This is a genomic window from Nitrospirota bacterium, from assembly GCA_016194305.1.
Lineage (GTDB): Bacteria > Nitrospirota > Nitrospiria > JACQBW01 > JACQBW01 > JACQBW01.
This window is the reverse complement of the sequence record JACQBW010000032.1, coordinates 1-21,916: the sequence shown is the minus strand read 5'-3', so window position 1 is coordinate 21,916 and position 21,916 is coordinate 1. Positions and strand designations below refer to the sequence as shown.

The following is a 21,916-nucleotide window of genomic DNA, read 5'->3' as shown; positions in this document are numbered from 1 at the left end:
TTATAACGGGTTATTGATCCGAACTCATAACAGAGCCGAAATTTGTGATTCTTTGGAAAATTAAAAATGATTGGAGTCACAATAATAAATTTAACGACAGAAACATTTCAAGACATTCCATGAGGAGTATCAGGCAGAGAACCAGTTGATTTCAGGTCGGTATAGTTGACTAGTACCGATTTAGTACCGACTGTCCTGTTATCCACAGAATCAGAGGAAATACATAGAATTGGCAGGAATGCGGAAACCATTAAATTTAAAAGAGAAAACGAAAAATCCACCTAAGATCAAGCATTTATAAAATTATGTGTTTTGCCCTTTCACGGCGGTAACACGAGTTCAAATCTCGTTGGGGACACTTCCTCGCTTGCGTAGCGACGCGCTCTTCACCTTTCCCAGCGTCGAGATCTTATCTTTTCGTCTGTTTTTTATTTAAAATAAATCAAAGGCTTATACAGTTTTAATTTCTGCCCATTATGAAAAATACCCCACTCGCCGCTTCACGGCGATAACACGGGCTCCAATCCATTGTGGACCTCTCCCCGCTTTAGCAAAAATGTTCTGCAACAAAACTATATTTTTCAAAATTAAAATGTCACCAGCAAACTGGCTAATTTGAAAAACTTCTTATGTAATGGACTATTCAATTCGACTGATGGAGAAATAATATTTCTTTTGTGAGGACTTCCAACGGGAATAATGACCGGTAAACTCGCCTGCTTTTTCATTTCCAATAGATGAAAATTAAATCTTTCCCTTTTCTTTCTCCTGTACAGTTTTCGGTTTTAATATAAAAATAGACATTAATTAAAAACTCGTATCTTTTGTTACTCACGAGTCAGTAACCGAGAGTACTTTAAAAGTTAAGGATTTACAAAAATAATCCACAGACCAGTTGCTACGCCGCCCATTCAAACTTTGGTTTCTTTTTACTTTTCACGCAATCACGCAGGTAAAGATCTATCAGAGTTTGATATGGAATTCCCGCTTCTTTCGAAAGTCCTTTGAAATAATCAATAACTTCCGCGCTTAGATTAATTCCAACGGCTTTCTTTTTTGAGGCATAAGGATTTTTTACAGCTTTCATTTTTGAAAAATCATATTCCTTCTTCATATTTTTTAATCTCCTTTTTCGTCGCCTTTCTAGCCGAAATGATACGAACAATTTTGTTTTTCCATCTTTCACAGAATACAACAACTAATATTCTAGAAGAACCACTCAATCCTAATAAAAGAAACCGATCCTCATCGTTTGAGTGGCCTTCATCATAAAAAACCAATCCACTTGGATCATCAAATACCTGTTGGGCCTCCTCAAACCAAATCCCATGTTTCTTACGGTTAGATTCATTTTTCCGTTCATCCCACTCAAACTCAATCATGTTTATATTATATCTATATATTATATAGATATCAAATCTAATTCGCTGTCAATTCAAGTGGATTAGGTTGGGTTTTGCTATTGATTGCCGCTTATAGTCTTGAAGGAAATGGCAGATGGCGGGCCTGAGGCTTTCTGGAAGGATGTTTGCGTCTCTTTCTATGAATTTGCATAAAATTAACTTTTTATGCGGCCTTCTCAAATACTATCTTTGCTTGAACACCAAGGGAAGCGATGATGCGGAGCATGAGATCAGTTGAGACGCCGGCTGTGTTACGATTCATGATCGCTGTTATGCGAGTTCTGGAGGTGCCGGCAAGTTTCGCTACTTGAGCGTGTGTGAGTCCCTTTTTCTCCGTGACAGAAATAATTTTATCGTTCAAATCACTGCGCATTTTGATTTCAAAGCCGTCAGTAATTGAAAGTCCCAACACTTGCGCCAGTTCAAACGCATCTTTGGCAACAATCGCTTTAGTTTTTTTCATCGAGCATCTCCTTTAATCTTTTCTGTCCCAATTCAATATCCCTTTGGATGGTCTTTTGAGTCTTTTTTGGAACGCATGAAATATTAATACTGCACTGGCTCTCCTGGATAAGTAAAAGACTCTGAATACACCGGAACGATCCTTTATCCTCAGTTCATCTACCCCCGGCCCAATAGATGGGATGGGTTTGGATAAAGGCATTCCCAGTATAGCCCCCTTCTGTAAGTCAAAGATCGCTTTTCCCAGCTCTCGTCGCACTTCCTCTGGGAATGTTCTCAAAATAGCTCTTACCTTGGGATGAAACAGAGCGGGTTTCATATAAATAATGTCCCATATTTAGGACATACTGTCATGTTGTTGTTTGATTATGCGATACTACCGGTGTCCCAAGATCATTTTGGGAGAGGATTACCAAAAACAATCGAGTATAGAGAGGAAGAGCCCAGCCTTGTGGACTCCTGGAAGGAATTGGCAGTAGTTTCAAGACAGAAAAACCCAATAAACGGTCGGCACTAATTCAAAATAGGTTCGGGGATTCAATTGTATTTCTTGACCAGAGGATCTCCGCTTACCGAAAGCTTAACAAAAGCATGGAGTATATCTGTGGCAGAAATAATCCCGACAAGTTTCTCATTTTTCACGACAGGGAGGGCTCCAATTTTTCTCTTGGCCATGACTGCTGCGGCCTCATAAGCCTCGGCGTTAGGGTGAATCGTTAGCACACCTCTTCTCATAATCGTCCGAACAATTCTCGATTTGACAACAAATACAACTTTCTGATTATCATTTAACGCATTTATCTCATTCATTTTTAAGGATCCAAATACTTTCTTTAAGTCTCGGTCTGAAAGAATGCCTACAACCTTCCCCTTTTTCACAACAGGAAGGTGGCGGATCTGTTCAAAATTCATAAAAAAAAAGACCCTGTCAATCTTGTCTTCAGGGGATACCGTCCGGACCTTGACTGTCATCAAGTCTTTAACTTTCATCGATTTACACTTTTTCCTTTTTAATCAAATAAATATGGGTTAACTTTTTGTAATTGTGATTAATGCCCAAAGCCCTTACGTGTATATATCGGTCTCATTAAATCAAACATGGAAATAACACCCACTACCTTCGAATTCTCAGAAACCGTAATATGCCGCACGCTATGTTCTATCATCATCTGACTAGCCTCATCATCCATCTTATCTTCGTTTATGGTATGAAGGGTCGACATCACATCTTCCACCTTCGTAACATAGGGATTTAGATCCTTACAGAGGACATTTTTTAAGATATCTCCTTCTTCCAGAATTCCGACAATTTCGCCCCTTCTATACACGACAATACTTCCTATTTTCTTTTCAGTCATAATCTTTACGGCTTCCCGGACCGTTTGAGAAGCTTCCACTCTAACAGGATTCGTCGTCATAATTTCTTTCACCTTTTGCATATTTTACCCTCCTCAAAATTACAAACACTTTTGTGACATCCCACCTTGCACAATGATTTTATCAAATCGGAAGATAAAGTATCAAGTTTACCCTTCACTAAATCGCTGAAAAAAAGATTCGCATTTGCAGTCAAATATCGGGAGAGCGGGTCAGGCTCGTGAATTCCAGGAAGGTATGGGACAACTTACTCACCTCCGTATCATTCAAAATATGTTCAGATCGTGGAATGATTAAAGCAATCCCTTATTATTTTTTCTTTTTCAGGATCGAAATAAAATGATCTATCGACATAGCCGGAAGTGTGGTAATCCGGACGGTTCCACGGGAACCGAGTTCTACCGAGAGCTTGGTCACGGTGTCGTTGTCGGGAGCTTCCAGAATATTGACGAAGTCGTAAATTCCAAGCGTCGCGTATTGATTGATAATCTTCACTCCCATCGCTTCTATTTCTTTATTAACCTCCTTTATTCTTTCCGGTTTTGATCTTAAGGTTATGCTTCCACCATCCGTCAGAGTACTGAGCATAATATAGGTCGGCATCTTATTCCTCCTTTATAAGCTGAGTTGTTCATTGTCCTGCTTCAAGAGTAATCCTGCTGATTGAAGAAAATCAAGGAAAGTACACTTTTGGGGAAGACGAAAAGATTTTTGTCAATGGACCCAGCAGAACTGAAAATATCTGTTATACTGAATTCTAATCATGACAAGTCACCCTAAAAATATGGATTTTCAAAGGAAACATCCTAGAGTTGAACTGGAGCTAGATGGAAATTTTCGGATCCCCGCCGGTGAAGTCTCTAAACCTCTTCCCACTTTTGTTAAAATGCTTGGATGCGGCGGATTAATGATCGAATCTTCTATTCCGCTTGCAAAAGGAACCCGACTTGAAATGAACCTGTTTTTCGACAACCATGCTATTCCATTTACAGCGGAGATCGTCTGGGCAGATAGTCCAATGCTTAGAAAAAACTCCGGATTTAAATGCGGGATGCGTTTTCTAAAAATTTCACAGAATAATCTTTTGGATGTCCACTATATTTTATACACCCATCTGTTTAAACCTAAAATGAAACCAAAGAAAAATACTCGTTCGACGAAGATCAAACGTTAAGGTGGCATGATTAAGACTGACGTCTGTCCGGCCCAGCAGGACAGGCAAGAACAGCAAACCTCATTCTCTACCAGAGTGCTGTGGCCTGTTGCATTAAGTCAGATGCGTATCAACCTCAAAGGTCAGCTCCTGCGGTGAAGACGTAAAACCGACCGTGATTCCTTTGGCCATCGCTGGCCCGAGAACCTCTTCACGAAATCGTTCCCAGCTCTTCATCGAGTCGTGGATGGCAATAATTGTCCAACCACCGGAAGCCCCCGGTCCCGCTGAATGGTAGATTTGACTCTCTGGAAGCGTATAGAAAGAGGCTAGTATGAGCAAGAAGTTGAATCTCGAAATCATTCACGAGGATCCAAGATTGTGGATTGCAGAATGTATCTGTGATTATTTTTGAGTCCTGACGGGGCCAGTAATCCTAAAACGTCAAATGAGAAAACACCAGGAGTCAGACCTTCGGCTGGCTGAACGGATAGTTCTCATGCATACGGGCAAAGAGTTCCCAGTCAAACGGCTTAAAGGAGAAGGCATGAAGGGGAATTGACTCGACGGAACCCGAATGATTCCCGGCCAGAATACAGCCCACCACCGATTCAGGTCGTTCAACCAGGCGACGAACCGCCTCATAGGCCATTTGTTGCGCCAAGGTCTTGTCCTCTGGCACTGGCGGCGCTCCCCGCAATGTATGGCCAAGGATAATCGCCTTGGCCGCCACAGACAAAGGGTAGATTCCCTTTGCAATCTGAAGTTGCGGCCAATTGGCTATGGTCTGCGCAACATACTCACTCAGGCCGTGGACCCCACCGGCGGGGTGGTGGCGGTGTGGTGTCTTTTCCGCGACAATGAAGAGGTGACTTTTATTCGGCACACCCAGGCTTCTTTTCAGTGTCCCTAAAATCACCTGATCAATATAGGCATCCGGATCCGGATGCTCATTCACCAGGACCCCCTCGGCGCGTGCCTGGTATGCGCAGGCCAACGCCAGGTGGCCGGATCCGGCACCCATGACTTCCACAAAGAAAATGCTCCCCATCGCCGCACTGGTTGCCTTGAGAGATTCAAACGACTGATTCGCCAGTGCTACGGCGGAATGAAAGCCCAGGGAGGTGGTTCCGTTGATATTGTTATCGATTGAACCCGGTATTCCAACCACCTGTACTCCAAACCCCTCGAACAACGCGCGAGCACCTCGCAGACTGCCGTCGCCTCCCAGCACAATCAGAGCGCCCTCTTCAAGATACGGCTTTAAGTGCTGAAACACAACCTCTTGCACAGTCTCTTCTTTAAATGCTTCAAACCGACTGCTACCGATCGAGGCGCTGGCCATACCGGCCATTCCGCGGGTTTCCCGTTCGGTAACCGGTTCTATCCAGTTGTTGGCCAGCCCAAGAAAGCCGTGCCGGACAAAGTAAATTCTTAACCCTAAACGATCCCCTGTTACACTGAGTTCTTTCAGCGAAGCACCGGCACCTGCAAAATCACCACCCGAGACCAGCGCAACAAGCTGTTTTATCTTGCGAGGCCTGAGGGTTACCCGATCGGCTCGGTTTCGTTCCACGCTGACCCAGGCCTCACGTGCCGTTTTTTCCTGTGCGGAAAGTCCAACCGCGCTCGAATAACCGGAAAACTGGCCATTTTCAAATGAAAGAAGGACTACATTGTCCTGTCCCTCCTTATATTCACCAAACTCGGTAAAAGCCTCATGAAACGGTCTCTGATCCAGGTAGATGATCAAGGCCCTGAGAGTCGAACTATGGGTATAGAGACAGCCTACACCGCCTTCCTCTGTCAGGGCGATCCGGTGGAACCCATCTACGACATCGACGTAAAGGTCGAAAAAGGAATGACCCCCGGGATAGCAATAGAGCGGATGTTTGATCAGTCGTTTTGCCTGTTGGCGATCGCAGCCGAAGATTCGCGCGGCTTCTTCCACTTCAGTTTGCTTGTCAACACCGGTAACCCAGCCGAAATCTTGAGACTCGAGTGTCGGTTCGAACATCGGCGTCACGGTCGAAGCACCTTTTGGATCGATTGCCGTAATCACCCGCTTGAACAATTGACGCGTATTCGGACTTCGGCTGATCCGGTGTGAGAATTTTCCGGAATCGAGATAATTTGGCACCTGCAAAAATTCAAGCTGGCGGCTAATGATACCCAGCATTTTTGCCAATGCATTTCCAACGGCATCGGCCTTGGGAACACCTCTCTCCGGATCGAGGTGATTGGCCAGTCGTCGACCAACCCGATGCGTTTTGCTCTCGACCCGAGATACACCATGGCGCATGGTAAATAACAGGGAGCGGCCAGTGAGATCGCGAGGAAGAAGCCAAAACCGTTCATTCCCGAGATCAAGAACTATCCGGCCTTCCAGTAGTTGCGGCGTCAGGTGAGGCCTCGGCACGATTGCGGCAGGACGACGTTGGGTTGGTTTTTGCACTCGACCAATCGGCGCCCGTAGCAGCGGCGCCAGGCCGCCTTCTGCCAAGACCAGATTCCAAGCCGCGTAATAGACAAGTGAATCGTCGTTGCAGACTTCTTTAAGCAGTTTCTGCCGTGACTTGCGATAGGTCTCGGCATCAGGAAAACCACTCTGGGACTGCCTCACCAATTGTCGAACGGCATCCCTGGCGTTCAAGCTACTCTGTTCACGGTCTGTAGAGGGTAGAGGCTGGGGCGGAAGTTCGAGCTTTTCCGTATTCGGGCTAATAACAACAGACGAGAGTCTGGCCATCGTCTCGCCGTAGGCCAGAAGTCCTTCGTTCGTTACAAACTCAAGTCCTTTTTCACCGGTGTTTTGCAGAGGTTCCATGATTTCATTTTTCAGAGCAGGCAAATGCCAATATCATTTGGCAGAAGAAATGACTTAAAGCTAGCACGTTTTTCGAGAACCTTCAATTGACAAATCCGTTGGTTCCCTCACCCTTTATTTTTTCAAAATGTTTGCCACCAGGTCTCTGAGCTCTTGAATCGTGAAGGGTTTTGGAAGAAATCCAGAGGATTGACAAAACAAGTCGTATTTTAATAATTCTTCCGGTAAATGTCCGCTGATGATGATAAAGGGAAGATGATCGTTAAATTTTTTTATTTCTTTTAAGAAATCAATGCCGGTCATTTCTGGCATGAGGAAATCAATGGTCATCAGATCAATAGCATGATCATGAATAATTCTCAACGCATCGTATCCCATCGGTGCAGTATAGACATTATAAGTGTGGTCTAAAATTTCCCGGATGATATCCAATAGGTTCTGATCATCGTCAACCACCAATATATTTTTCAAACCCTGTTTTTTCATATCCATTTTGCTTCTATAAGAATTTATCCTCTATTAGGTCAGATTTGAGAATAGAATGGTATAGGACATTTTCTGATTTTGGCCTAGGAAAATTCCGATTTTTTGAGCAGGTGATTGACATGTTCAACGTAGATGTTTAGATTGAGGGGACTTGCGCGAAATATCGAGTTGAAACGAGTGATGCAATTCTATGGGAATATGAACTTATTGAATATTCATCCTATAAATCAGGTTCAATGAAAGGAATCAAAATGAAGAAATTGCTTGTAGTCGCATTTATATTTGGAACGTTTCTTCTAAACGGTACGGGAGTGGTCTTCGCAAAAAAAGGGTTTAGTCTTGGCGTCGATTTTCCGTACAATTCCATCGAGTCCGATTTTGACGGTAAAAGAGGATACGTTTCGACAGATGGCAATGAAACATTGCTGGTTCCAAAAATAGACAATGCATTTGGTTTTGGATTCTTATTTGGATTTGGATATACACCCGAAAGTGCGCTTGAAATAAATTACCAGGCATCAACCCATCGCTCGACCTGGCAGGGACTTAATTTTGACGTCAATTACAGTGTTCTCAATTTTAATTATAAGTATAGTTTTCAAGAGTTTGGGGAGACCCAACCTTACCTGATGCTCGGACTGGGACTCAATACGCTAACGGTCAAAGATGGCGCTTCGATGGCTTCTCCATTTCAGATCGGAGACGCCAAATACACGGGTATATCCTTTAATTTTGAAGGGGGAGTAGACCACTATTTTACGCCTAATATTTCTGCCGGATTCGGCCTCGCCTATCACTATGTTGATTTCACACAAGGGGCCGGTGTCAGCACAAGCGGTAAGCTTCCGTCCGGGTTAAATGGAAGCGGATTTGGTATGATTTTAAGCACAGCGTACCATTTCCAGTGATCCCGGGGTCGCTGCGATGCCAGGGTCAATTGCGACAGAAGGAGAGCAGAAATACCTGGAATGGGTGGAATTTCAGCTGGGGGGAGCTTGCAGAAGAAAATCGATGAGGAGCAGGGAAGCCTGTCGGATCGGTTTGAATTCAATACCGACGTGATGGATTCGCGAGGTAACATCTGCGCCCGGTTCAATCCAGGCCACAACGGCAATAAAAGTAATTTCATCGGAAAAAGGATAGAGTCTGACTTGCAACGGAGTCCCTACGGCAAGAAGAACTGACGAATCGAACATCAATCCGTTCCGCCCCAGATTTTTGGTCCTGATCGGATAAATTTTTTTATCTTTTTCAGGGAGGAGAATTCGAAAATCTCCTTTCACAGCCATTTTGATTCTTGGGTACCTTCGTTTTCCTATCATAGGCGGGTGAAGACTCTCTTTAAATCCTTCCTGGATTTCTCTCACCTTTTCAGGGTTTTGCGTGAGGGCTCGGACGCAATCCTTATCAAGTTTTATCCCTGCCAGTTGTTGTAACATCGCAAACGCCTCATCATTTGACCAGGCCGTTTTATAACTGCGGGAACTGGTCAGGGCATCGAATATATCTGCCACAGAGATAATGCGTGCTTCTATCGGAATTTGTTGTCCTTGTAAACCAAGAACGTATCCAGATCCGTCCAGGGTCTCGTGGTGATATTCCGCCATGTTGCGGAGCATTGTGGCATGTGGAAGCGTATCAAGCCCAAAATCCTTGATGATAGAATCAATAATCTTACGTCCGATGATCACATGTTTCTTGAGCCCTTCGATTTCATCGCCGGAAAGTTTCTCATTCTTTTTGAGCAAATTCTCCGGAACACCCACCTTACCGATATCGTGTAAAGGCGAGAAAAGAAAAATGTTTTCGATATATTCGTCAGAAAATCCATAGAGCGGGGCAATTTCCTGGGCGATCAGCCGCGCGTAATGCGAAACCCGGTCAATATGCTGACCTGTTTCCAAATGATGGTATGAGCTGATCTCCTTGGCTGCCTGAATTGTCGACAGCATCATTCGAATGGACGCCAGTTCCGTTGAAACAAGCGAAGAGATGAAATGACCGAAAAAATTAAGTTCCCCAAGAATTTCTGCTTGAAAGGAATTTTTCTCGTATGAGTTAAAAAAGACAAAACCAAGGAATTGTCCGTTTAGGAACATCGGCAACGTATAACTGGAGCCAAATCCTTGCGAAGCAATCCTTTTTGTATGTTCAGCTCGTCCTCCTTCGAAAACGGTAAGGTCATTTACAACCCTTGCCTGCTCGCTCTCCATAATGGTCTTTAACGATTTAACTTTGGAGAGTTTGGCCTGATATCGAATTAAGGGATGATCTTCATCGCTGCTGTAAATAAAAGTCTTTAGCAGATCGCTCTTGGAATCGTGCAGGATCACCGCGATCCGGTCAACGCAGGTAACACGATTTCTGATGATTTGATGAATCAATTTAAGTTTTTCAGAAACAGGAATTTTTTTGTTTAAAAAACTTAACCGGTCTTCGTACAATTCCACTTTCGGATTCATGGCAATCTGCTCCGTTTTCGGCATCAGTATCGTTAAACACCGATTGCACTTTCACCCATTTGATGGATCCAATCTACTCCGTTCCTCTCGTCACTATTATACCACGATACGATAATTACGCTCTACCATTGGCTGCTGTTAGAGAAACTGTTCCAGATCTTTTAGCTGTCCTTTTGTGCCAAGAATAATAAGAAGGTCTCCCCTTTCAATTTTAATAGTGGTTTCCGGACTCGCGACAATCTTATTCTCCAATTTCTTTTTGATCGCCAGTATGTTGGCTCCGGAATTCTGCATCTGTTTCGCCGCACCGACGGTCAAACCGTCAAATCTAGATTTCTCACGCACTTCAATCTCTTCCATGAATAAATCCATCTCGGCAGAATGCAATACAAAGTCAAGAAACTCGACCACATTGGGCCTAAGGAGCATCCCCGCGATTCTCTTTCCTCCTATGCTATAGGGAGAAATCACCCGATCCGCACCTGCTTTGAATAGCTTTCCTCGGGCCCCTTCGGTGCTGGCCCTGGCCACGACGTAAATGTCCTTACGCAAATCTTTAGCACTGAGCGTTACATACACATTTTCCGCATCAGAATCGGTCGCCGTAACAAGACCAGCTGCCTTCATAATTCCCGCATCGATCAGCACCTGTTCATCGGACGCATTGCCTTCGATATAGTTATACCCCATTTGATCGCATTTGCCGATCGAGGCTGCCGTAATATCAATCACAACCAGATCGTTTCCTTCTCTTTTCAACTCCTGGGCTACTTCTTGTCCGACTCTTCCGAAGCCGCAAATAATATAGTGTCCCGTCAATTTACTGATTCTATTTTTCATTTTTTTCCTTCCCAGTGCTCCTTTCAGGTGACCAAAAACCACGTATTCGGCTATGGTCGTTATAACAAAGAGAAACGAGCCTACTCCGATTACGATAAAAATCATAATAAAGATCTGACCGGCTGGCGAAAGAGGTCTCACTTCCCGGTATCCTACCGTCGATAGAGTCAAAATGGTCATATATAAGGCGTCCTGAAACGACCACCCTTCCACTGTCATCAGGCCAGCAACGCCCAATATAATGACCACAACAAAGGTCAGGACGACCTTCCCAATCTGTTTTTCCCAGTCCATCTGTTATTTGACCTTCAATACCTTTAATAGAATGATTTGAATCAAGTGGAAATCTTCAAAAGAAATCCTTAGGGTTTGAGTATGGCTTTTTTCAGCGAGGAAACAAATTTCGTCAGTGAGGGGACTAAAGCCGAACGTGCGCTTTTTTCGATTTTTCCGACAATAGCGGATCCTACAATAATGCCGTCGGCGTTTCGCGAAATTTTGTAAGCGTCACCCGGAGAGGAGATCCCGAATCCAACGGCTATGGGAAGCTGGCTTCTTTTTCGAATATACCCAATTTTGCTCCCAATTTCATTGGAAAAAGTGAGTTTAGCGCCGGTAATTCCGGTGAGGGCAACATAGTAAATGAAACCGGAGGAATCCTCGGATACTTTCTTGATCCTTTGATCGGAACTCGTAGGAGCCAGGAGATATATGGTATCCAATCCGGATTCATTCGCCAGGGAAGTCCAGGTATCCGATTCCCCGGCCGGAAGATCGGGAATAATGACGCCATCAACCCCAGCTTGACAGGCGTGGAGACAAAATCGTCTCAGGCCATATTGTAAAACGGGATTAAAGTAACTCATGAGAATGATAGGAATTTGGTTATGTTTGCGAACGGACTTCACCATCCTGAAAATGCCGGCAAGATCTGTTCCGCTTTTTAAACCACGCCCTGCGGCTTTTTGAATCACCGGGCCGTCTGCTAACGGATCCGTAAAGGGAACTCCTAGTTCGATTAAATCCGCTCCTCCATCTTCAAGCGCCGCGATAATTTTTTGTGTGGTTCTGAGATCCGGGTCACCGGCCATCACATAGGTAATGAGCGCTTTCTCCTCCCTCAATTTCAATTTCTGAAACGATTTTTCGATCCGGTTCAACCTGTAGACTCTTACCATTTCAACGGGAAACCTTTCATTCGAGCCACCTGCATGACATCTTTATCACCCCTGCCGGAAAGATTGACCACGATGATTTTTCTCCTCGAGAGTTCTGGCGCAATTCTTGCAACTTGGGCCACGGCGTGAGCGCTTTCGAGAGCCGGAATGATTCCTTCGGTTTTGCTCAGAAGGTCAAACGCCCTAAGCGCCTCGGCATCTCCCACCCAGGAATATTCAATCCGCTTTTTCTCCCGGTAATAACTATGTTCCGGACCTACGGCCGCGTAATCGAGCCCAGCCGAAACTGAATGAGTCAACTGAATTTGTCCCTTCCGGTCCTGGAGAAGATAGGTATGAGTTCCCTGAAGAACACCGGGTCTGCCACCGGCAAATCGGGCAGCATGATTTCCTGCTGAAAGTCCTCTCCCTCCCGCTTCAACACCGATCATTTTCGTTTTTCGGTCATTCAGAAAGGGATAGAAAAGACCGATCGCGTTGCTCCCTCCCCCAACAGAGGCAATTAAATAATCCGGAAGCTTTCGCTCTTCTTTAAGAATCTGTTTTCTCGCCTCGACCCCGATAACCGATTGAAAGTCTCTCACCATCATGGGGTAAGGATGCGCTCCTAATACCGATCCTAGGACATAGTGAGTCGTCCGGATATGGGTCGTCCAATCCCGCATTGCCTCGCTAATGGCATCTTTTAAAGTCTTGCTTCCAATTTTGACCGGAGTCACTTTCGCCCCCAGAAGATTCATCCGGAAGACGTTGAGCGATTGCCGTTCCATATCTTCCAGACCCATATAAACTTCACATTCCATTCCCATCAGGGAGGAGACTGTTGCGGTCGCGACGCCATGCTGGCCTGCCCCGGTCTCAGCGATAATTCGCTTCTTTCCCATCTTTTTGGCAAGGAGAACCTGTCCGATCGTATTATTTATTTTGTGAGCGCCGGTGTGACAGAGGTCTTCTCTTTTCAGGTAAATTCTCGCCCCTCCCAGCTTTTCAGTCAACCGGCTGGCAAAAAAGAGCGGTGTGGGCCGCCCGACATAATGACGAAGGAGTTCTCTGACCTCTTTCTGGAAAGCAACATCCTTTCTCGCGCGGAAATAAGCGGATTCGAGTTCCTCAAGCGCCGGAATCAAAGTTTCGGGAACAAACTTTCCTCCAAAGTCGCCAAAATAACCTCTATCATCCGGGACCTTTGATTTCATCGAATCCCTCTGGCCAACTGAATAAACCGTTTCATTTTCTCCCTCTCTTTTATCCCCGGGCTTTTTTCTACTCCGCTGCTGACATCGACGGCATTTGGGGTATATTGCTCGATCGCTTCTCTTATATTGTCAGGATTCAGACCTCCTGACAAGATGACCGGTTTACTTGAAGAAAATCGATTCAACATTTTCCAGTCAAAGGGTATTCCTGTTCCCCCGAACTCTCCCCTTTGATATGAATCAAGCAGAATTCCCCTCACCGCGAAATTCTTGATCGGATCCAGATCTTCCGGAACAGAAATTCTAAATGCCTTGATCACGCTTAAACCCAGGTTTTCACAAAACAGAGGCGATTCTTCCCCATGAAGCTGAACATGGGACAAGGAGGCCACTTTTGCCGCTTCGCGAATTTTATCTGCCGATTCATTAACGAAAACACCTACTGCAGAAACAAAAGGCGGAAGTGCTCGGACGATTTCCCCCGCTTGCCGGTATGAAATGACGCGGGGGCTCTTCGGATAAAAAATAAATCCGATCGCATCCGCACCTTCGTCTACCGCCGCTTGGGCATCTTCCAGATTGGTAATTCCGCATATCTTTATCCGGATCACGCCTTCACTCCAGAATCCTCTTTTTTGGAAAGAGATTCTCAATGGCAGTCTGAATTTCGGTTTCTTTCATAAAGGTCTCACCAATAAGGACCGCCTGAACACCTCGCTCGATTAAGGGTAATAGATCCTCCTTCTTACTCAACCCGCTTTCACTTACGATCACCCTATCCTTCGGAATATATTTCAACAAGCGAAGCGTCGTGCCGATATCGACATCAAAGGTGGTCAGATCCCGGTTATTAATGCCAATGACCGGGGCCCATTCTAATATCTTTTCAAGTTCTTTTTCCGAATGGACTTCGGTCAGGACATCCAATCCGATTTCCTTGGCCTGCAAAAAATACTCTACCATCTGATTTGGTTCAAGCAGAGCGACAATAAGGAGTACGGCCGATGCGCCATAGGCCTTGGCTTCCATTAATTCGATTTCATCAACCAGAAAATCTTTCCTGAGCAGCGGTAGTTCAACTTTATTTCGAACCTCCTCCAGATGTGCCACGCTGCCCATAAAGAAATGCTCTTCCGTCAAAACTGAAATGGCCGTTGCCCCCGCGTTTTCATAGATTCCGGCTATTTCAACAGGTTCGAATTTTTCACGAATAATTCCTTTCGAAGGAGAAGCTTTCTTGATCTCCGCAATCAGATGGAGCGGCGTGGCGGTTGGAAATTTTTCGCGCTGAGAAAGCACTTCCTGAAATGAATGACCGGGCAACCTCCCGTTTCGCTCTTGCAGGCGGACAAGTTTCGATTTTAATTCAGCGAGATATTTCTTATTTTTTTTCGCCCGGACATCTTCTTTTTTCCGGGAGACGATTTCATCTAAAAACATGGGGACTGTTTAATCATTAAATTGTTGAACCATTGGAATGAAAAATAATACGAACGATTATAGATTGGAAAATTCGATCAAATTCTGTAGTTTTTGGAGGGCCTTTCCCGAGTCAATCGCTGCTGCCGCCAGGGGAATAGCCTCTTTAAAGTTTTTCGCCTTTTTGGCCGCAACAAGGGCCGGAATCGCATTCAAAAGGACAATTTCCCGTCTGGGACCTTTCTCGCCTTTTAAAATTTCAAGTAGAATCTTCCCGTTTTCCTCCGCAGACCCCCCGGCCAAATCGTTCATCGTGCACTTCTTAAATCCAAAATCTTCCGGTTCAATGATATAGCTTTTGACGACACCATCCACACCTTCAGCAATAAGCGTCTTATCCGTCAGGCTGATCTCATCGAGTCCATCCATCCCGTGGACGACGAAGCAGTGTTCAGTCCCCAATCCTATCAAGACTTTGGCCATGATTTCGGTCAACTCTGCCTGATAGACTCCCAAAACCTGAATCGTAGCGGAAGCGGGATTGGTTAAAGGGCCCAAGATGTTGAAAATCGTCCGGATGCCGACCTCTTCTCTCGGCTTTTTGGCATGTCTCATCGAACCGTGATATAACGGGGCAAACAAAAAGCCAATCCCGATTTTATTAATCAGTGCTTCCACTTTTTCGGGAGTCAATTCAATATTCACACCGATACTTTTCAAGACATCGGCACTTCCACAGGAAGAAGAAACCGAACGGTTCCCATGCTTGGCAACCGTCAATCCCGCGGCGGCGAGGACAAATGCGGCCGTGGTTGAAATATTGAACGTTCCCTTTTGATCTCCTCCTGTTCCGCAAGTATCAACGATGACCGACACATGCGGTGAAATCCGGGTTGCTTTCTCTCTCATCGCCCTTGCTGAACCGATAATTTCCAGTACGGTTTCGCCCTTCATCCGAAGCGCAGTCATGTAGGCGGCAATCTGGGATTCTGTCGCAACGCCCTCCATGATCTGTTTCATCACCTCGTAAGATTCCTCTTCAGTCAAAGATATTTTTTCGATCAGTTTCGAAAGTGCTTTCTTTAAAACCTGGCTCATCGGGTGGTAACCGGTTTCAAATGGACGAAATTCTTCAAAAGTTTTTTTCCCTCAGATGTTAAAATCGATTCAGGGTGAAACTGAACCCCTTCGATGAGATATTCCCTATGTCGCACCCCCATGATCTCGTCTTCCGCAGTATAAGCTGATATTTCAAGACACGAAGGAAGCGTCTCCTTCTTCACGATCAGGGAATGATATCGCGTCGCTTCGAAGGGAGAGAGCAGCCCTTTAAAAATGGTTTTTTGATCATGAAATATCGGTGAAGTCTTGCCGTGCATTAACCTTTCGGCTCTAACGACATCCCCTCCGAAAGCTTCGGCAATTGCCTGATGACCGAGACAGACTCCCAGAATCGGAATTTCACCTCCAAAACGGCGAATCAAATCGATCGAAATACCAGCCTGTTTCGGCGTACCAGGACCAGGAGAAATTACGATCCGTTCCGGCGTCATTTTTCCTATTTCAGACAGGGTAATTTCATCGTTTCGGCGAATCTCGAGCATCTGATCAAGTTCCCCAAGATATTGCACCAGGTTATAGGTAAAAGAGTCGTAATTATCAATAACAAGTATCATCTATAGTGAGCCTGTCCGGTTATCCGCCTTCTATAATCCTTCTTCCGCTAATTCCAGGGCTTTCATCAGCGCTTTCATTTTATTCAGCGTCTCTTCATATTCGCTCTCCGGAACAGAATCAGCAACAATTCCGGCAGCCGCCTGAAAATAGACTCTGTTTTTGTGTACCACCATCGTACGGATCGCGATGGCCGTATCCAGATTTCCAGAAAAAGAGAAGTAGCCGACCGCTCCGCCGTAGACCCCTCTCCGGCTTTTTTCAAGGGTTTCAATAATTTCCATGGCCCGTATTTTGGGCGCCCCGGTTAGAGTCCCGGCGGGAAAACAGGCCTTCAATGAATCAAACGCGTTCTTCCCCTTATTTAAATCTCCCACGACATTTGAAACAATATGCATGACATGGGAATACTTCTCAATAATCATGAATTCATCCACGTGAACGGAATGGTAATCGCAAACCCGCCCGAGATCGTTTCTTCCCAGATCAACCAGCATCACATGTTCTGCTCTCTCTTTCGGATCTGCCAGGAGCTTCTTTTCAAGTTGGAGATCTTCTTCCTTTGTTGTACCCCTTCTATAGGTCCCGGCGATTGGCCGGGTCTGTACCTTACCATTCACGGATCGTACCAATAGTTCGGGTGATGAACCGACAATTTTCAATTCCTTCAGCTTTAAATAGAAAAGATAGGGAGAAGGATTAACCTGCCTGAGCGCCCGGTAAAGGGTAAAGGGATCAACCGAAATTGACTTTGATATCCTTTGGGAAATCTGGATTTGGAAAATATCACCTGCGCGGATATGTTCTTTTGCGGACGCAACCGCTTTTAAGAATTCTTTTTTCGAGGTTTCGTAAAAAAGGGGAGAACTCTTTTTTGCGGCGACTTTTTCCTTCGGTTTAAGGAATTTCGATTCTAATCGCTTGATAATTCGGTTTATTTTTCGGACGGCTTCGTCATAAGCCTTCTGAACGTCAGATTTAATCCAGGCATTTGAAATGACTTTTATTCGATGATTGATATGATCAAAGACAAGGATTGTATCTGTAATGAGGAAAAAGAGATCCGGGACTTTGAGGGGATCCGGAAGAAGATCCGGGATTTTTTCCATGAACCGGACCGCATCATAACTGATATAACCCACTGCACCCCCGTGAAACGGGGGAATTCCGTCCACCGCAACCGGTTTGAAAGACGCCATCAGTTCCTGAAGCTTAAGGAGGGGATCGGCTACATCCCGGATCACTTCCTTCTTTCCGTCTCGAATGAGGGTCACCTGTTTTCCCTTACTCTCAAAAACCAGAAAAGGGGTACTCCCCATGAAAGTATACCGGCCGATTTTTTCTCCTTGTTCGACGCTTTCCAGGAGAAAAGAGTAGTCACCTTGGTCTATTTTGAGAAATGCGGTAACCGGCGTTTCGAAATCGGCCAGAACTTCCCTGAAAACCGGGATTAGATTCCCTTCTTTTGACTTTTGTTTGAAATCTTTGAAGTTCGGAAAATACAAGAAATACCGTCGTTTACAATCGTTAATCCACTTAACATATCATACTGGCGACTAAAGTGAAAGAGAGGGAATACGGGGGACTATTTCCATTTCACAATGGGAGGGAGGGACATCAGAATTGCATCAATATTGCCACCGGTCTTTAATCCAAAAAGGGTTCCCCGGTCATACATCAGATTAAACTCGACGTATCGTCCGCGCCGGTAAAGCTGGTGTTCCTTTTCTTCATCGGTAAAGGGAAGTTTTTTTCTGCGAGAAGCGATCTTTGGATAAACATCGAGAAAAGCTTCACCGATCTCTTTGATAAACAGGAATTTCTTCTCCATATCGTCATCCAGGTAGTCAAAAAAGACTCCTCCAATTCCTCTTGGCTCTTTTCGATGTTCCAGATAAAAGTATTCGTCACACCATTTCTTGAACTTGGGGTAGTATTCGGGATGATGTTTATCGCAGGCGGCCTTTAAAGCCTGATGAAAATCGCGGGTATCTTCTTCAAAAGGAAAAAAGGGAGTCAAATCCGTTCCGCCGCCGAACCAGGGATGGTCTGTTTCAATATAACGAAGATTCATATGTACTGCAGGAACCTTTGGATTGAACATATGGGCCACCAAGGAGATTCCGGTCGCGAAAAAATATTTTTGATATCCAGGTAGCTTTTGTCCGAACTCGGAATCAAGTTCTCCAAAAACGGTGGAACAGTTCACCCCCACTTTCTCAAAAACCTTTCCCTTCATGAGAGAGATAACCCCACCCCCCCCTTTTTCTCTTTGCCAGGGGCTTCTCTGAAACACACCTCCTTCATCAATCTCTTCAAAAATTGAACAGATTCGGTCTCTCAGATCTAAAAAATATTTTTCAGCTTCGTTACGAAGATTTTCTTTTGTCATTTTACACGTGGAGTTTAGAATGGAGCTTTGGCATTCAACGGCAATGGTTCGAATTGAATTCAAATCAATTTAATTTTTGAATAATATAATCCAATTCAATAATAATTTCAATCGATTGTCATTGCCTGCCTCCTGATTGCCAAAAGAAAGGATCATGTTATAATTCGATTAAGTGCCAAGACTACTTTATATTCAGTAAGAGAGCGATTGTAATGATTCAGTTAATATCTTTTTATAGCCTATTCAGCATTTAACCAGGGAGAAACGGACATGGAATATGCTTACTCACCAGGTCTCGCGGGAGTTCCGGCGGCAAAATCCAAAATTAGTTATCTTGACGGACAAAAGGGTTTGCTGGAATATCGGGGAATATCGATCGAACAGCTTGCGGAGCACAGCACATTTATAGAAACCGCGTATCTTCTCCTTTTCGGAAAACTTCCTTCACAAAAAGAACTGGACCGATTTGATGCAGATATTCGTGAACATCGCCGAATCAAATTCAGGATTACAGATTTGATGAAATGCCTCCCGGAAAGCGGCCACCCCATGCATGTTCTACAGGCCACGGTTGCGGCCCTTGGAATGTTTTATGAATCAAAAGATGTCATCAATGCTGAAACACAATATATTTCTGCGGTACGCCTGATCGCGAAGATACCTACGATTATTGCAGCTTATTATCGAATGCGGGGAGGCGACCAGCATATCGTCCCTCGAGAGGATCTCGGCCATTCCGAAAATTTCTTATACATGCTGGGTGGAAAGATTCCCCACCCTACGGTGGCGCGGGCGCTTGACATCTGCCTGATCCTTCACGCCGAACATACCATGAACGCGTCGACTTTTTCAGGAATGGTCACCGCCTCCACTTTGGCCGATCCTTACACCGTTGTATCATCGGCAGTTGGAACGCTTCGGGGACCTTTACATGGCGGAGCCAATGAAGAGGTTCTGATCATGTTGCGGGAAATTGGAGACAGGTCCAATGCGGTCAGCTACCTGGAGAAAAAAATTGCTAAAAAGGAAAAGATCATGGGGTTCGGTCACAGGGAATACAAAGTCAAAGATCCCCGGGCATCGATTCTTCAGAAGGTCTCTAAAAAACTCTTTGACCAGGTCGGAAAATCTCCGCTTTACGAAATTGCAGAAGAGACTGAAAGGGCAGCCGAAAAACTTCTTTCACATAAAGGGCTTTATTCAAACGTCGATTTCTATTCGGGTATCATTTACGACAAAATGGGAATTGACTCCGACTTCTTTACGCCGCTCTTTGCCATGGGAAGAGTTTCAGGATGGCTGGCACATTGGCTTGAGCAGGTCAAAGACAACCACATCTTCAGACCCACCGAAATTTATGAAGGAGTAAGAGGCATCCACTACGTACCCGTCGCCAAGAGGGGTTAACGGATCGCCGGATTATTTTCGGGATTTAAATTCTTTTCTTTTGCGATTTAGAACCGGGCGGGCTGATTTCTTTTTTCCCCGGAAGGGCGTATGAGGGAGATCCAAAAAGAGATCTTCTTCAGCCCATTCAACAGGAATTTTCTGCAGGATATATTCTTCAATTGCCTCCAATCCGTAGACATAATCTTCGCACGCAAGGGTTATGGCAATCCCCTCGGCGCCTGCCCGGGCCGTACGCCCAATCCGATGGACATAGTCTTCGGGGTCTTGCGGAACATCGTAGTTGATCACATGAGTCACTCCGTCAATATGAAGCCCTCTCGAAGCCACATCGGTCGCCACCAGTAGATTCAGATTTCCTTTTTTGAAATCTTCCATAATTTTCACCCTCTGAATCTGGGGAATATCTCCGGTAATAGCCCGAACGGTTTTTCCTCTTCGTTCCAGGCGGTTACAAATCTCTTCACCTGCCTGTTTGGTATTCACAAAAATCAAGACGCGTGCCGAAGGAATCTTTTCCAATAATCCTTGAAGGAGAAAAAACTTTTTGGATTTTTCGACATGATAAAGAATCTGCTCCACTTTGTCCGCGGTCATCTGTTCAGGTGATATCACCACTTTTTCGGGATTATTCATATGCTCGTAAGCCAGTTCCATCACCTTGAAATTGAGCGTTGCCGAAAAAAGAAGTGTCTGACGCTGATGATATGGAGTCGCTTTTCTAAGCAGATATCTCAAATCCGGAATAAATCCCATGTCAAACATACGATCTGCTTCATCGATAACCAATATTTTGATTGATTTCAAATGGTAACATTTCTGTTTAAAGTAATCGATCAATCGGCCTGGGGTTCCGATCAAGAGATCCACCCCCTCTTTGAATTGATTGAGCTGTTTTTCATAATCCATTCCACCAAAAACGGCATGGATCTTAAATTGGTCGTCGGGATTGAGATGCAACGCGTCCTGTTTGATTTGCAATACCAGTTCTCGGGTGGGCGCAATGACAAGCGACAAGGGAGAACCCTCCTCAGAAGATCTTTTAGGAAGGGTCTGGAGCCGATTGAACAGGGCAATTAGAAATGCGGCAGTTTTTCCGGTTCCGGTTTGAGCCTGACCTGCGACATCTTTTCCTTGCAGAGTGAGCGGAAGGGTCTTTTCCTGGATCGGGGTACATTGAGAGAAATTCAAACTCTTAATCTTCCTGAGTAACCCGTCAGAAAGAGAAAGATCTGTAAAAAGCATACTGATATATTAAACAAAATTGGCAGAAAAGTCAACGCGGCTTTTTTCTTGAATCCTCAATGGGATCAAATCACCTCCTTATTAAACTCTTAAAATAGTCCTAATGTTTTATCGAAATACACCTAGTCTCCTCGAATAGCACTCTGATAAATAAAGCGTCAGGGAACAAATTCTCATTTATAAGGAGACCTTTCCTTCTTTCAAGACTTTATCGTGAGGGCGTTCGATCATCGCAATCCATTTAAATGACAAGAAAATAGACCTGATAGCATTAGAGCGGAGAGGAGAATAGAGATCCCTCGGAGGTTATTCAAAAGGGGCTATAATAGCCTCTTCAAATATGACTTAACCAAGGAGGGATCCGATGAAATTATATTGCGGAATAGATTTACATT

Annotated in this window: 24 protein-coding genes; 3 read left to right on the top strand and 21 right to left on the bottom strand. The window is 44.8% G+C overall.

All coding sequences use genetic code 11. The annotated features are described in order from the left end of the window. Nucleotides 1-898 precede the first annotated feature (898 nt). The 7 genes from HY200_09600 to HY200_09570 form a co-directional block, all read right to left on the bottom strand. The gene (locus tag HY200_09600) at nucleotides 899-1,114 is read right to left on the bottom strand and encodes a BrnA antitoxin family protein (protein ID MBI3595198.1); all 216 of its coding nucleotides are present in this window, start codon (nucleotides 1,112-1,114) and stop codon (nucleotides 899-901) included. Beyond that, nucleotides 1,098-1,388 (bottom strand): BrnT family toxin, encoded by a 291-nt coding sequence (locus tag HY200_09595; protein MBI3595197.1) that lies wholly within the window; start codon nucleotides 1,386-1,388, stop codon nucleotides 1,098-1,100. Before HY200_09595 ends, HY200_09600 begins: the two co-directional genes overlap by 17 nt. Nucleotides 1,389-1,566: 178 nt before the next feature. Further along, nucleotides 1,567-1,866, bottom strand: a complete 300-nt coding sequence (locus tag HY200_09590) for an XRE family transcriptional regulator (GenBank protein MBI3595196.1) — start codon at nucleotides 1,864-1,866, stop codon at nucleotides 1,567-1,569. 12 nt (nucleotides 1,867-1,878) lie between these two features. Next, a complete protein-coding gene (locus HY200_09585) occupies nucleotides 1,879-2,184 on the bottom strand; it encodes a type II toxin-antitoxin system RelE/ParE family toxin (protein MBI3595195.1) in 306 nt (101 codons plus the stop codon). A 218-nt stretch (nucleotides 2,185-2,402) separates the two neighbouring features. Then, complete coding sequence (locus tag HY200_09580) at nucleotides 2,403-2,855, bottom strand: CBS domain-containing protein (GenBank protein ID MBI3595194.1); 453 nt, start codon at nucleotides 2,853-2,855, stop codon at nucleotides 2,403-2,405. 59 nt (nucleotides 2,856-2,914) lie between these two features. Then, complete coding sequence (locus HY200_09575) at nucleotides 2,915-3,304, bottom strand: CBS domain-containing protein (GenBank protein MBI3595193.1); 390 nt, start codon at nucleotides 3,302-3,304, stop codon at nucleotides 2,915-2,917. Nucleotides 3,305-3,551: 247 nt separating this feature from the next. Then, entirely contained in the window at nucleotides 3,552-3,845 is a 294-nt protein-coding gene (locus tag HY200_09570; protein MBI3595192.1) for a GYD domain-containing protein, read from the bottom strand. A gap of 160 nt (nucleotides 3,846-4,005) precedes the next feature. Between HY200_09570 and HY200_09565 the strand changes: the two genes are divergently transcribed. Next, nucleotides 4,006-4,416: a PilZ domain-containing protein gene (locus HY200_09565; GenBank protein ID MBI3595191.1), complete on the top strand. Its 411-nt coding sequence runs from the start codon at nucleotides 4,006-4,008 to the stop codon at nucleotides 4,414-4,416. A 93-nt stretch (nucleotides 4,417-4,509) separates the two neighbouring features. Here the strand turns inward: HY200_09565 and HY200_09560 are convergent, their stop codons facing one another. From HY200_09560 to HY200_09550, 3 genes are all read right to left on the bottom strand, one after another. Continuing rightward, a complete protein-coding gene (locus HY200_09560; protein ID MBI3595190.1) occupies nucleotides 4,510-4,758 on the bottom strand; it encodes a hypothetical protein in 249 nt (82 codons plus the stop codon). A gap of 103 nt (nucleotides 4,759-4,861) precedes the next feature. Beyond that, entirely contained in the window at nucleotides 4,862-7,222 is a 2,361-nt protein-coding gene (locus HY200_09555) for a 6-phosphofructokinase (protein MBI3595189.1), read from the bottom strand. Nucleotides 7,223-7,336: 114 nt separating this feature from the next. After that, nucleotides 7,337-7,708: a response regulator gene (locus tag HY200_09550; GenBank protein ID MBI3595188.1), complete on the bottom strand. Its 372-nt coding sequence runs from the start codon at nucleotides 7,706-7,708 to the stop codon at nucleotides 7,337-7,339. A 251-nt stretch (nucleotides 7,709-7,959) separates the two neighbouring features. Between HY200_09550 and HY200_09545 the strand changes: the two genes are divergently transcribed. Next, nucleotides 7,960-8,616, top strand: a complete 657-nt coding sequence (locus tag HY200_09545; protein MBI3595187.1) for an outer membrane beta-barrel protein — start codon at nucleotides 7,960-7,962, stop codon at nucleotides 8,614-8,616. Nucleotides 8,617-8,688: 72 nt separating this feature from the next. On the opposite strand, the gene HY200_09540 is transcribed toward HY200_09545, so the two are convergent. The 10 genes from HY200_09540 to hemF form a co-directional block, all read right to left on the bottom strand. Beyond that, a complete protein-coding gene (locus HY200_09540; protein ID MBI3595186.1) occupies nucleotides 8,689-10,194 on the bottom strand; it encodes an HD domain-containing protein in 1,506 nt (501 codons plus the stop codon). 114 nt (nucleotides 10,195-10,308) lie between these two features. Continuing rightward, nucleotides 10,309-11,304, bottom strand: a complete 996-nt coding sequence (locus HY200_09535; protein MBI3595185.1) for a potassium channel protein — start codon at nucleotides 11,302-11,304, stop codon at nucleotides 10,309-10,311. A 68-nt stretch (nucleotides 11,305-11,372) separates the two neighbouring features. Further along, complete coding sequence (locus tag HY200_09530) at nucleotides 11,373-12,170, bottom strand: tryptophan synthase subunit alpha (GenBank protein MBI3595184.1); 798 nt, start codon at nucleotides 12,168-12,170, stop codon at nucleotides 11,373-11,375. Between the two features lie 11 nt (nucleotides 12,171-12,181). After that, on the bottom strand, nucleotides 12,182-13,384 hold the full coding sequence (trpB, locus tag HY200_09525) for a tryptophan synthase subunit beta (GenBank protein ID MBI3595183.1): 1,203 nt from the start codon (nucleotides 13,382-13,384) through the stop codon (nucleotides 12,182-12,184). Then, nucleotides 13,381-13,995: a phosphoribosylanthranilate isomerase gene (locus tag HY200_09520; GenBank protein MBI3595182.1), complete on the bottom strand. Its 615-nt coding sequence runs from the start codon at nucleotides 13,993-13,995 to the stop codon at nucleotides 13,381-13,383. The genes trpB and HY200_09520 overlap by 4 nt, the downstream gene beginning before the upstream one ends. A 4-nt stretch (nucleotides 13,996-13,999) precedes the next feature. After that, nucleotides 14,000-14,824 carry an indole-3-glycerol phosphate synthase TrpC gene (gene trpC / locus HY200_09515; GenBank protein ID MBI3595181.1) on the bottom strand — a complete coding sequence of 275 codons (825 nt, stop codon included), beginning with the start codon at nucleotides 14,822-14,824 and terminating at the stop codon, nucleotides 14,000-14,002. Nucleotides 14,825-14,881: 57 nt separating this feature from the next. Next, nucleotides 14,882-15,901 carry an anthranilate phosphoribosyltransferase gene (gene trpD, locus HY200_09510; GenBank protein MBI3595180.1) on the bottom strand — a complete coding sequence of 340 codons (1,020 nt, stop codon included), beginning with the start codon at nucleotides 15,899-15,901 and terminating at the stop codon, nucleotides 14,882-14,884. Beyond that, entirely contained in the window at nucleotides 15,898-16,479 is a 582-nt protein-coding gene (locus tag HY200_09505; protein ID MBI3595179.1) for an aminodeoxychorismate/anthranilate synthase component II, read from the bottom strand. The genes trpD and HY200_09505 overlap by 4 nt, the downstream gene beginning before the upstream one ends. A 30-nt stretch (nucleotides 16,480-16,509) precedes the next feature. Continuing rightward, entirely contained in the window at nucleotides 16,510-17,982 is a 1,473-nt protein-coding gene (gene trpE, locus HY200_09500) for an anthranilate synthase component I (protein ID MBI3595178.1), read from the bottom strand. An 80-nt stretch (nucleotides 17,983-18,062) separates the two neighbouring features. Continuing rightward, the gene (gene hemF / locus HY200_09495; protein ID MBI3595177.1) at nucleotides 18,063-18,869 is read right to left on the bottom strand and encodes an oxygen-dependent coproporphyrinogen oxidase; all 807 of its coding nucleotides are present in this window, start codon (nucleotides 18,867-18,869) and stop codon (nucleotides 18,063-18,065) included. A 270-nt stretch (nucleotides 18,870-19,139) separates the two neighbouring features. Between hemF and HY200_09490 the strand changes: the two genes are divergently transcribed. Further along, the gene (locus HY200_09490) at nucleotides 19,140-20,276 is read left to right on the top strand and encodes a citrate synthase (GenBank protein ID MBI3595176.1); all 1,137 of its coding nucleotides are present in this window, start codon (nucleotides 19,140-19,142) and stop codon (nucleotides 20,274-20,276) included. A 12-nt stretch (nucleotides 20,277-20,288) separates the two neighbouring features. Here HY200_09490 and HY200_09485 read toward each other — a convergent pair whose 3' ends face one another. After that, nucleotides 20,289-21,521 (bottom strand): DEAD/DEAH box helicase, encoded by a 1,233-nt coding sequence (locus HY200_09485; GenBank protein ID MBI3595175.1) that lies wholly within the window; start codon nucleotides 21,519-21,521, stop codon nucleotides 20,289-20,291. Between the last annotated feature and the right edge of the window lie 395 nt (nucleotides 21,522-21,916).

Coding starts and splice junctions, on each gene's coding strand:
- HY200_09565 (MBI3595191.1), top strand. CDS start 4,006: ATGACAAGTCACCCTAAAAATATGGATTTTCAAAGGAAACATCCTAGA.
- HY200_09505 (MBI3595179.1), bottom strand. CDS start 16,479: ATGATACTTGTTATTGATAATTACGACTCTTTTACCTATAACCTGGTG.
- HY200_09540 (MBI3595186.1), bottom strand. CDS start 10,194: ATGCCGAAAACGGAGCAGATTGCCATGAATCCGAAAGTGGAATTGTAC.
- HY200_09585 (MBI3595195.1), bottom strand. CDS start 2,184: ATGAAACCCGCTCTGTTTCATCCCAAGGTAAGAGCTATTTTGAGAACA.
- HY200_09600 (MBI3595198.1), bottom strand. CDS start 1,114: ATGAAGAAGGAATATGATTTTTCAAAAATGAAAGCTGTAAAAAATCCT.
- HY200_09580 (MBI3595194.1), bottom strand. CDS start 2,855: ATGAAAGTTAAAGACTTGATGACAGTCAAGGTCCGGACGGTATCCCCT.
- HY200_09535 (MBI3595185.1), bottom strand. CDS start 11,304: ATGGACTGGGAAAAACAGATTGGGAAGGTCGTCCTGACCTTTGTTGTG.
- trpD (MBI3595180.1), bottom strand. CDS start 15,901: ATGAGCCAGGTTTTAAAGAAAGCACTTTCGAAACTGATCGAAAAAATA.
- HY200_09560 (MBI3595190.1), bottom strand. CDS start 4,758: ATGATTTCGAGATTCAACTTCTTGCTCATACTAGCCTCTTTCTATACG.
- HY200_09570 (MBI3595192.1), bottom strand. CDS start 3,845: ATGCCGACCTATATTATGCTCAGTACTCTGACGGATGGTGGAAGCATA.
- HY200_09545 (MBI3595187.1), top strand. CDS start 7,960: ATGAAGAAATTGCTTGTAGTCGCATTTATATTTGGAACGTTTCTTCTA.
- HY200_09575 (MBI3595193.1), bottom strand. CDS start 3,304: ATGCAAAAGGTGAAAGAAATTATGACGACGAATCCTGTTAGAGTGGAA.
- trpC (MBI3595181.1), bottom strand. CDS start 14,824: ATGTTTTTAGATGAAATCGTCTCCCGGAAAAAAGAAGATGTCCGGGCG.
- HY200_09550 (MBI3595188.1), bottom strand. CDS start 7,708: ATGAAAAAACAGGGTTTGAAAAATATATTGGTGGTTGACGATGATCAG.
- hemF (MBI3595177.1), bottom strand. CDS start 18,869: ATGACAAAAGAAAATCTTCGTAACGAAGCTGAAAAATATTTTTTAGAT.
- HY200_09490 (MBI3595176.1), top strand. CDS start 19,140: ATGGAATATGCTTACTCACCAGGTCTCGCGGGAGTTCCGGCGGCAAAA.
- HY200_09485 (MBI3595175.1), bottom strand. CDS start 21,521: ATGCTTTTTACAGATCTTTCTCTTTCTGACGGGTTACTCAGGAAGATT.
- HY200_09555 (MBI3595189.1), bottom strand. CDS start 7,222: ATGGAACCTCTGCAAAACACCGGTGAAAAAGGACTTGAGTTTGTAACG.
- trpB (MBI3595183.1), bottom strand. CDS start 13,384: ATGAAATCAAAGGTCCCGGATGATAGAGGTTATTTTGGCGACTTTGGA.
- HY200_09590 (MBI3595196.1), bottom strand. CDS start 1,866: ATGAAAAAAACTAAAGCGATTGTTGCCAAAGATGCGTTTGAACTGGCG.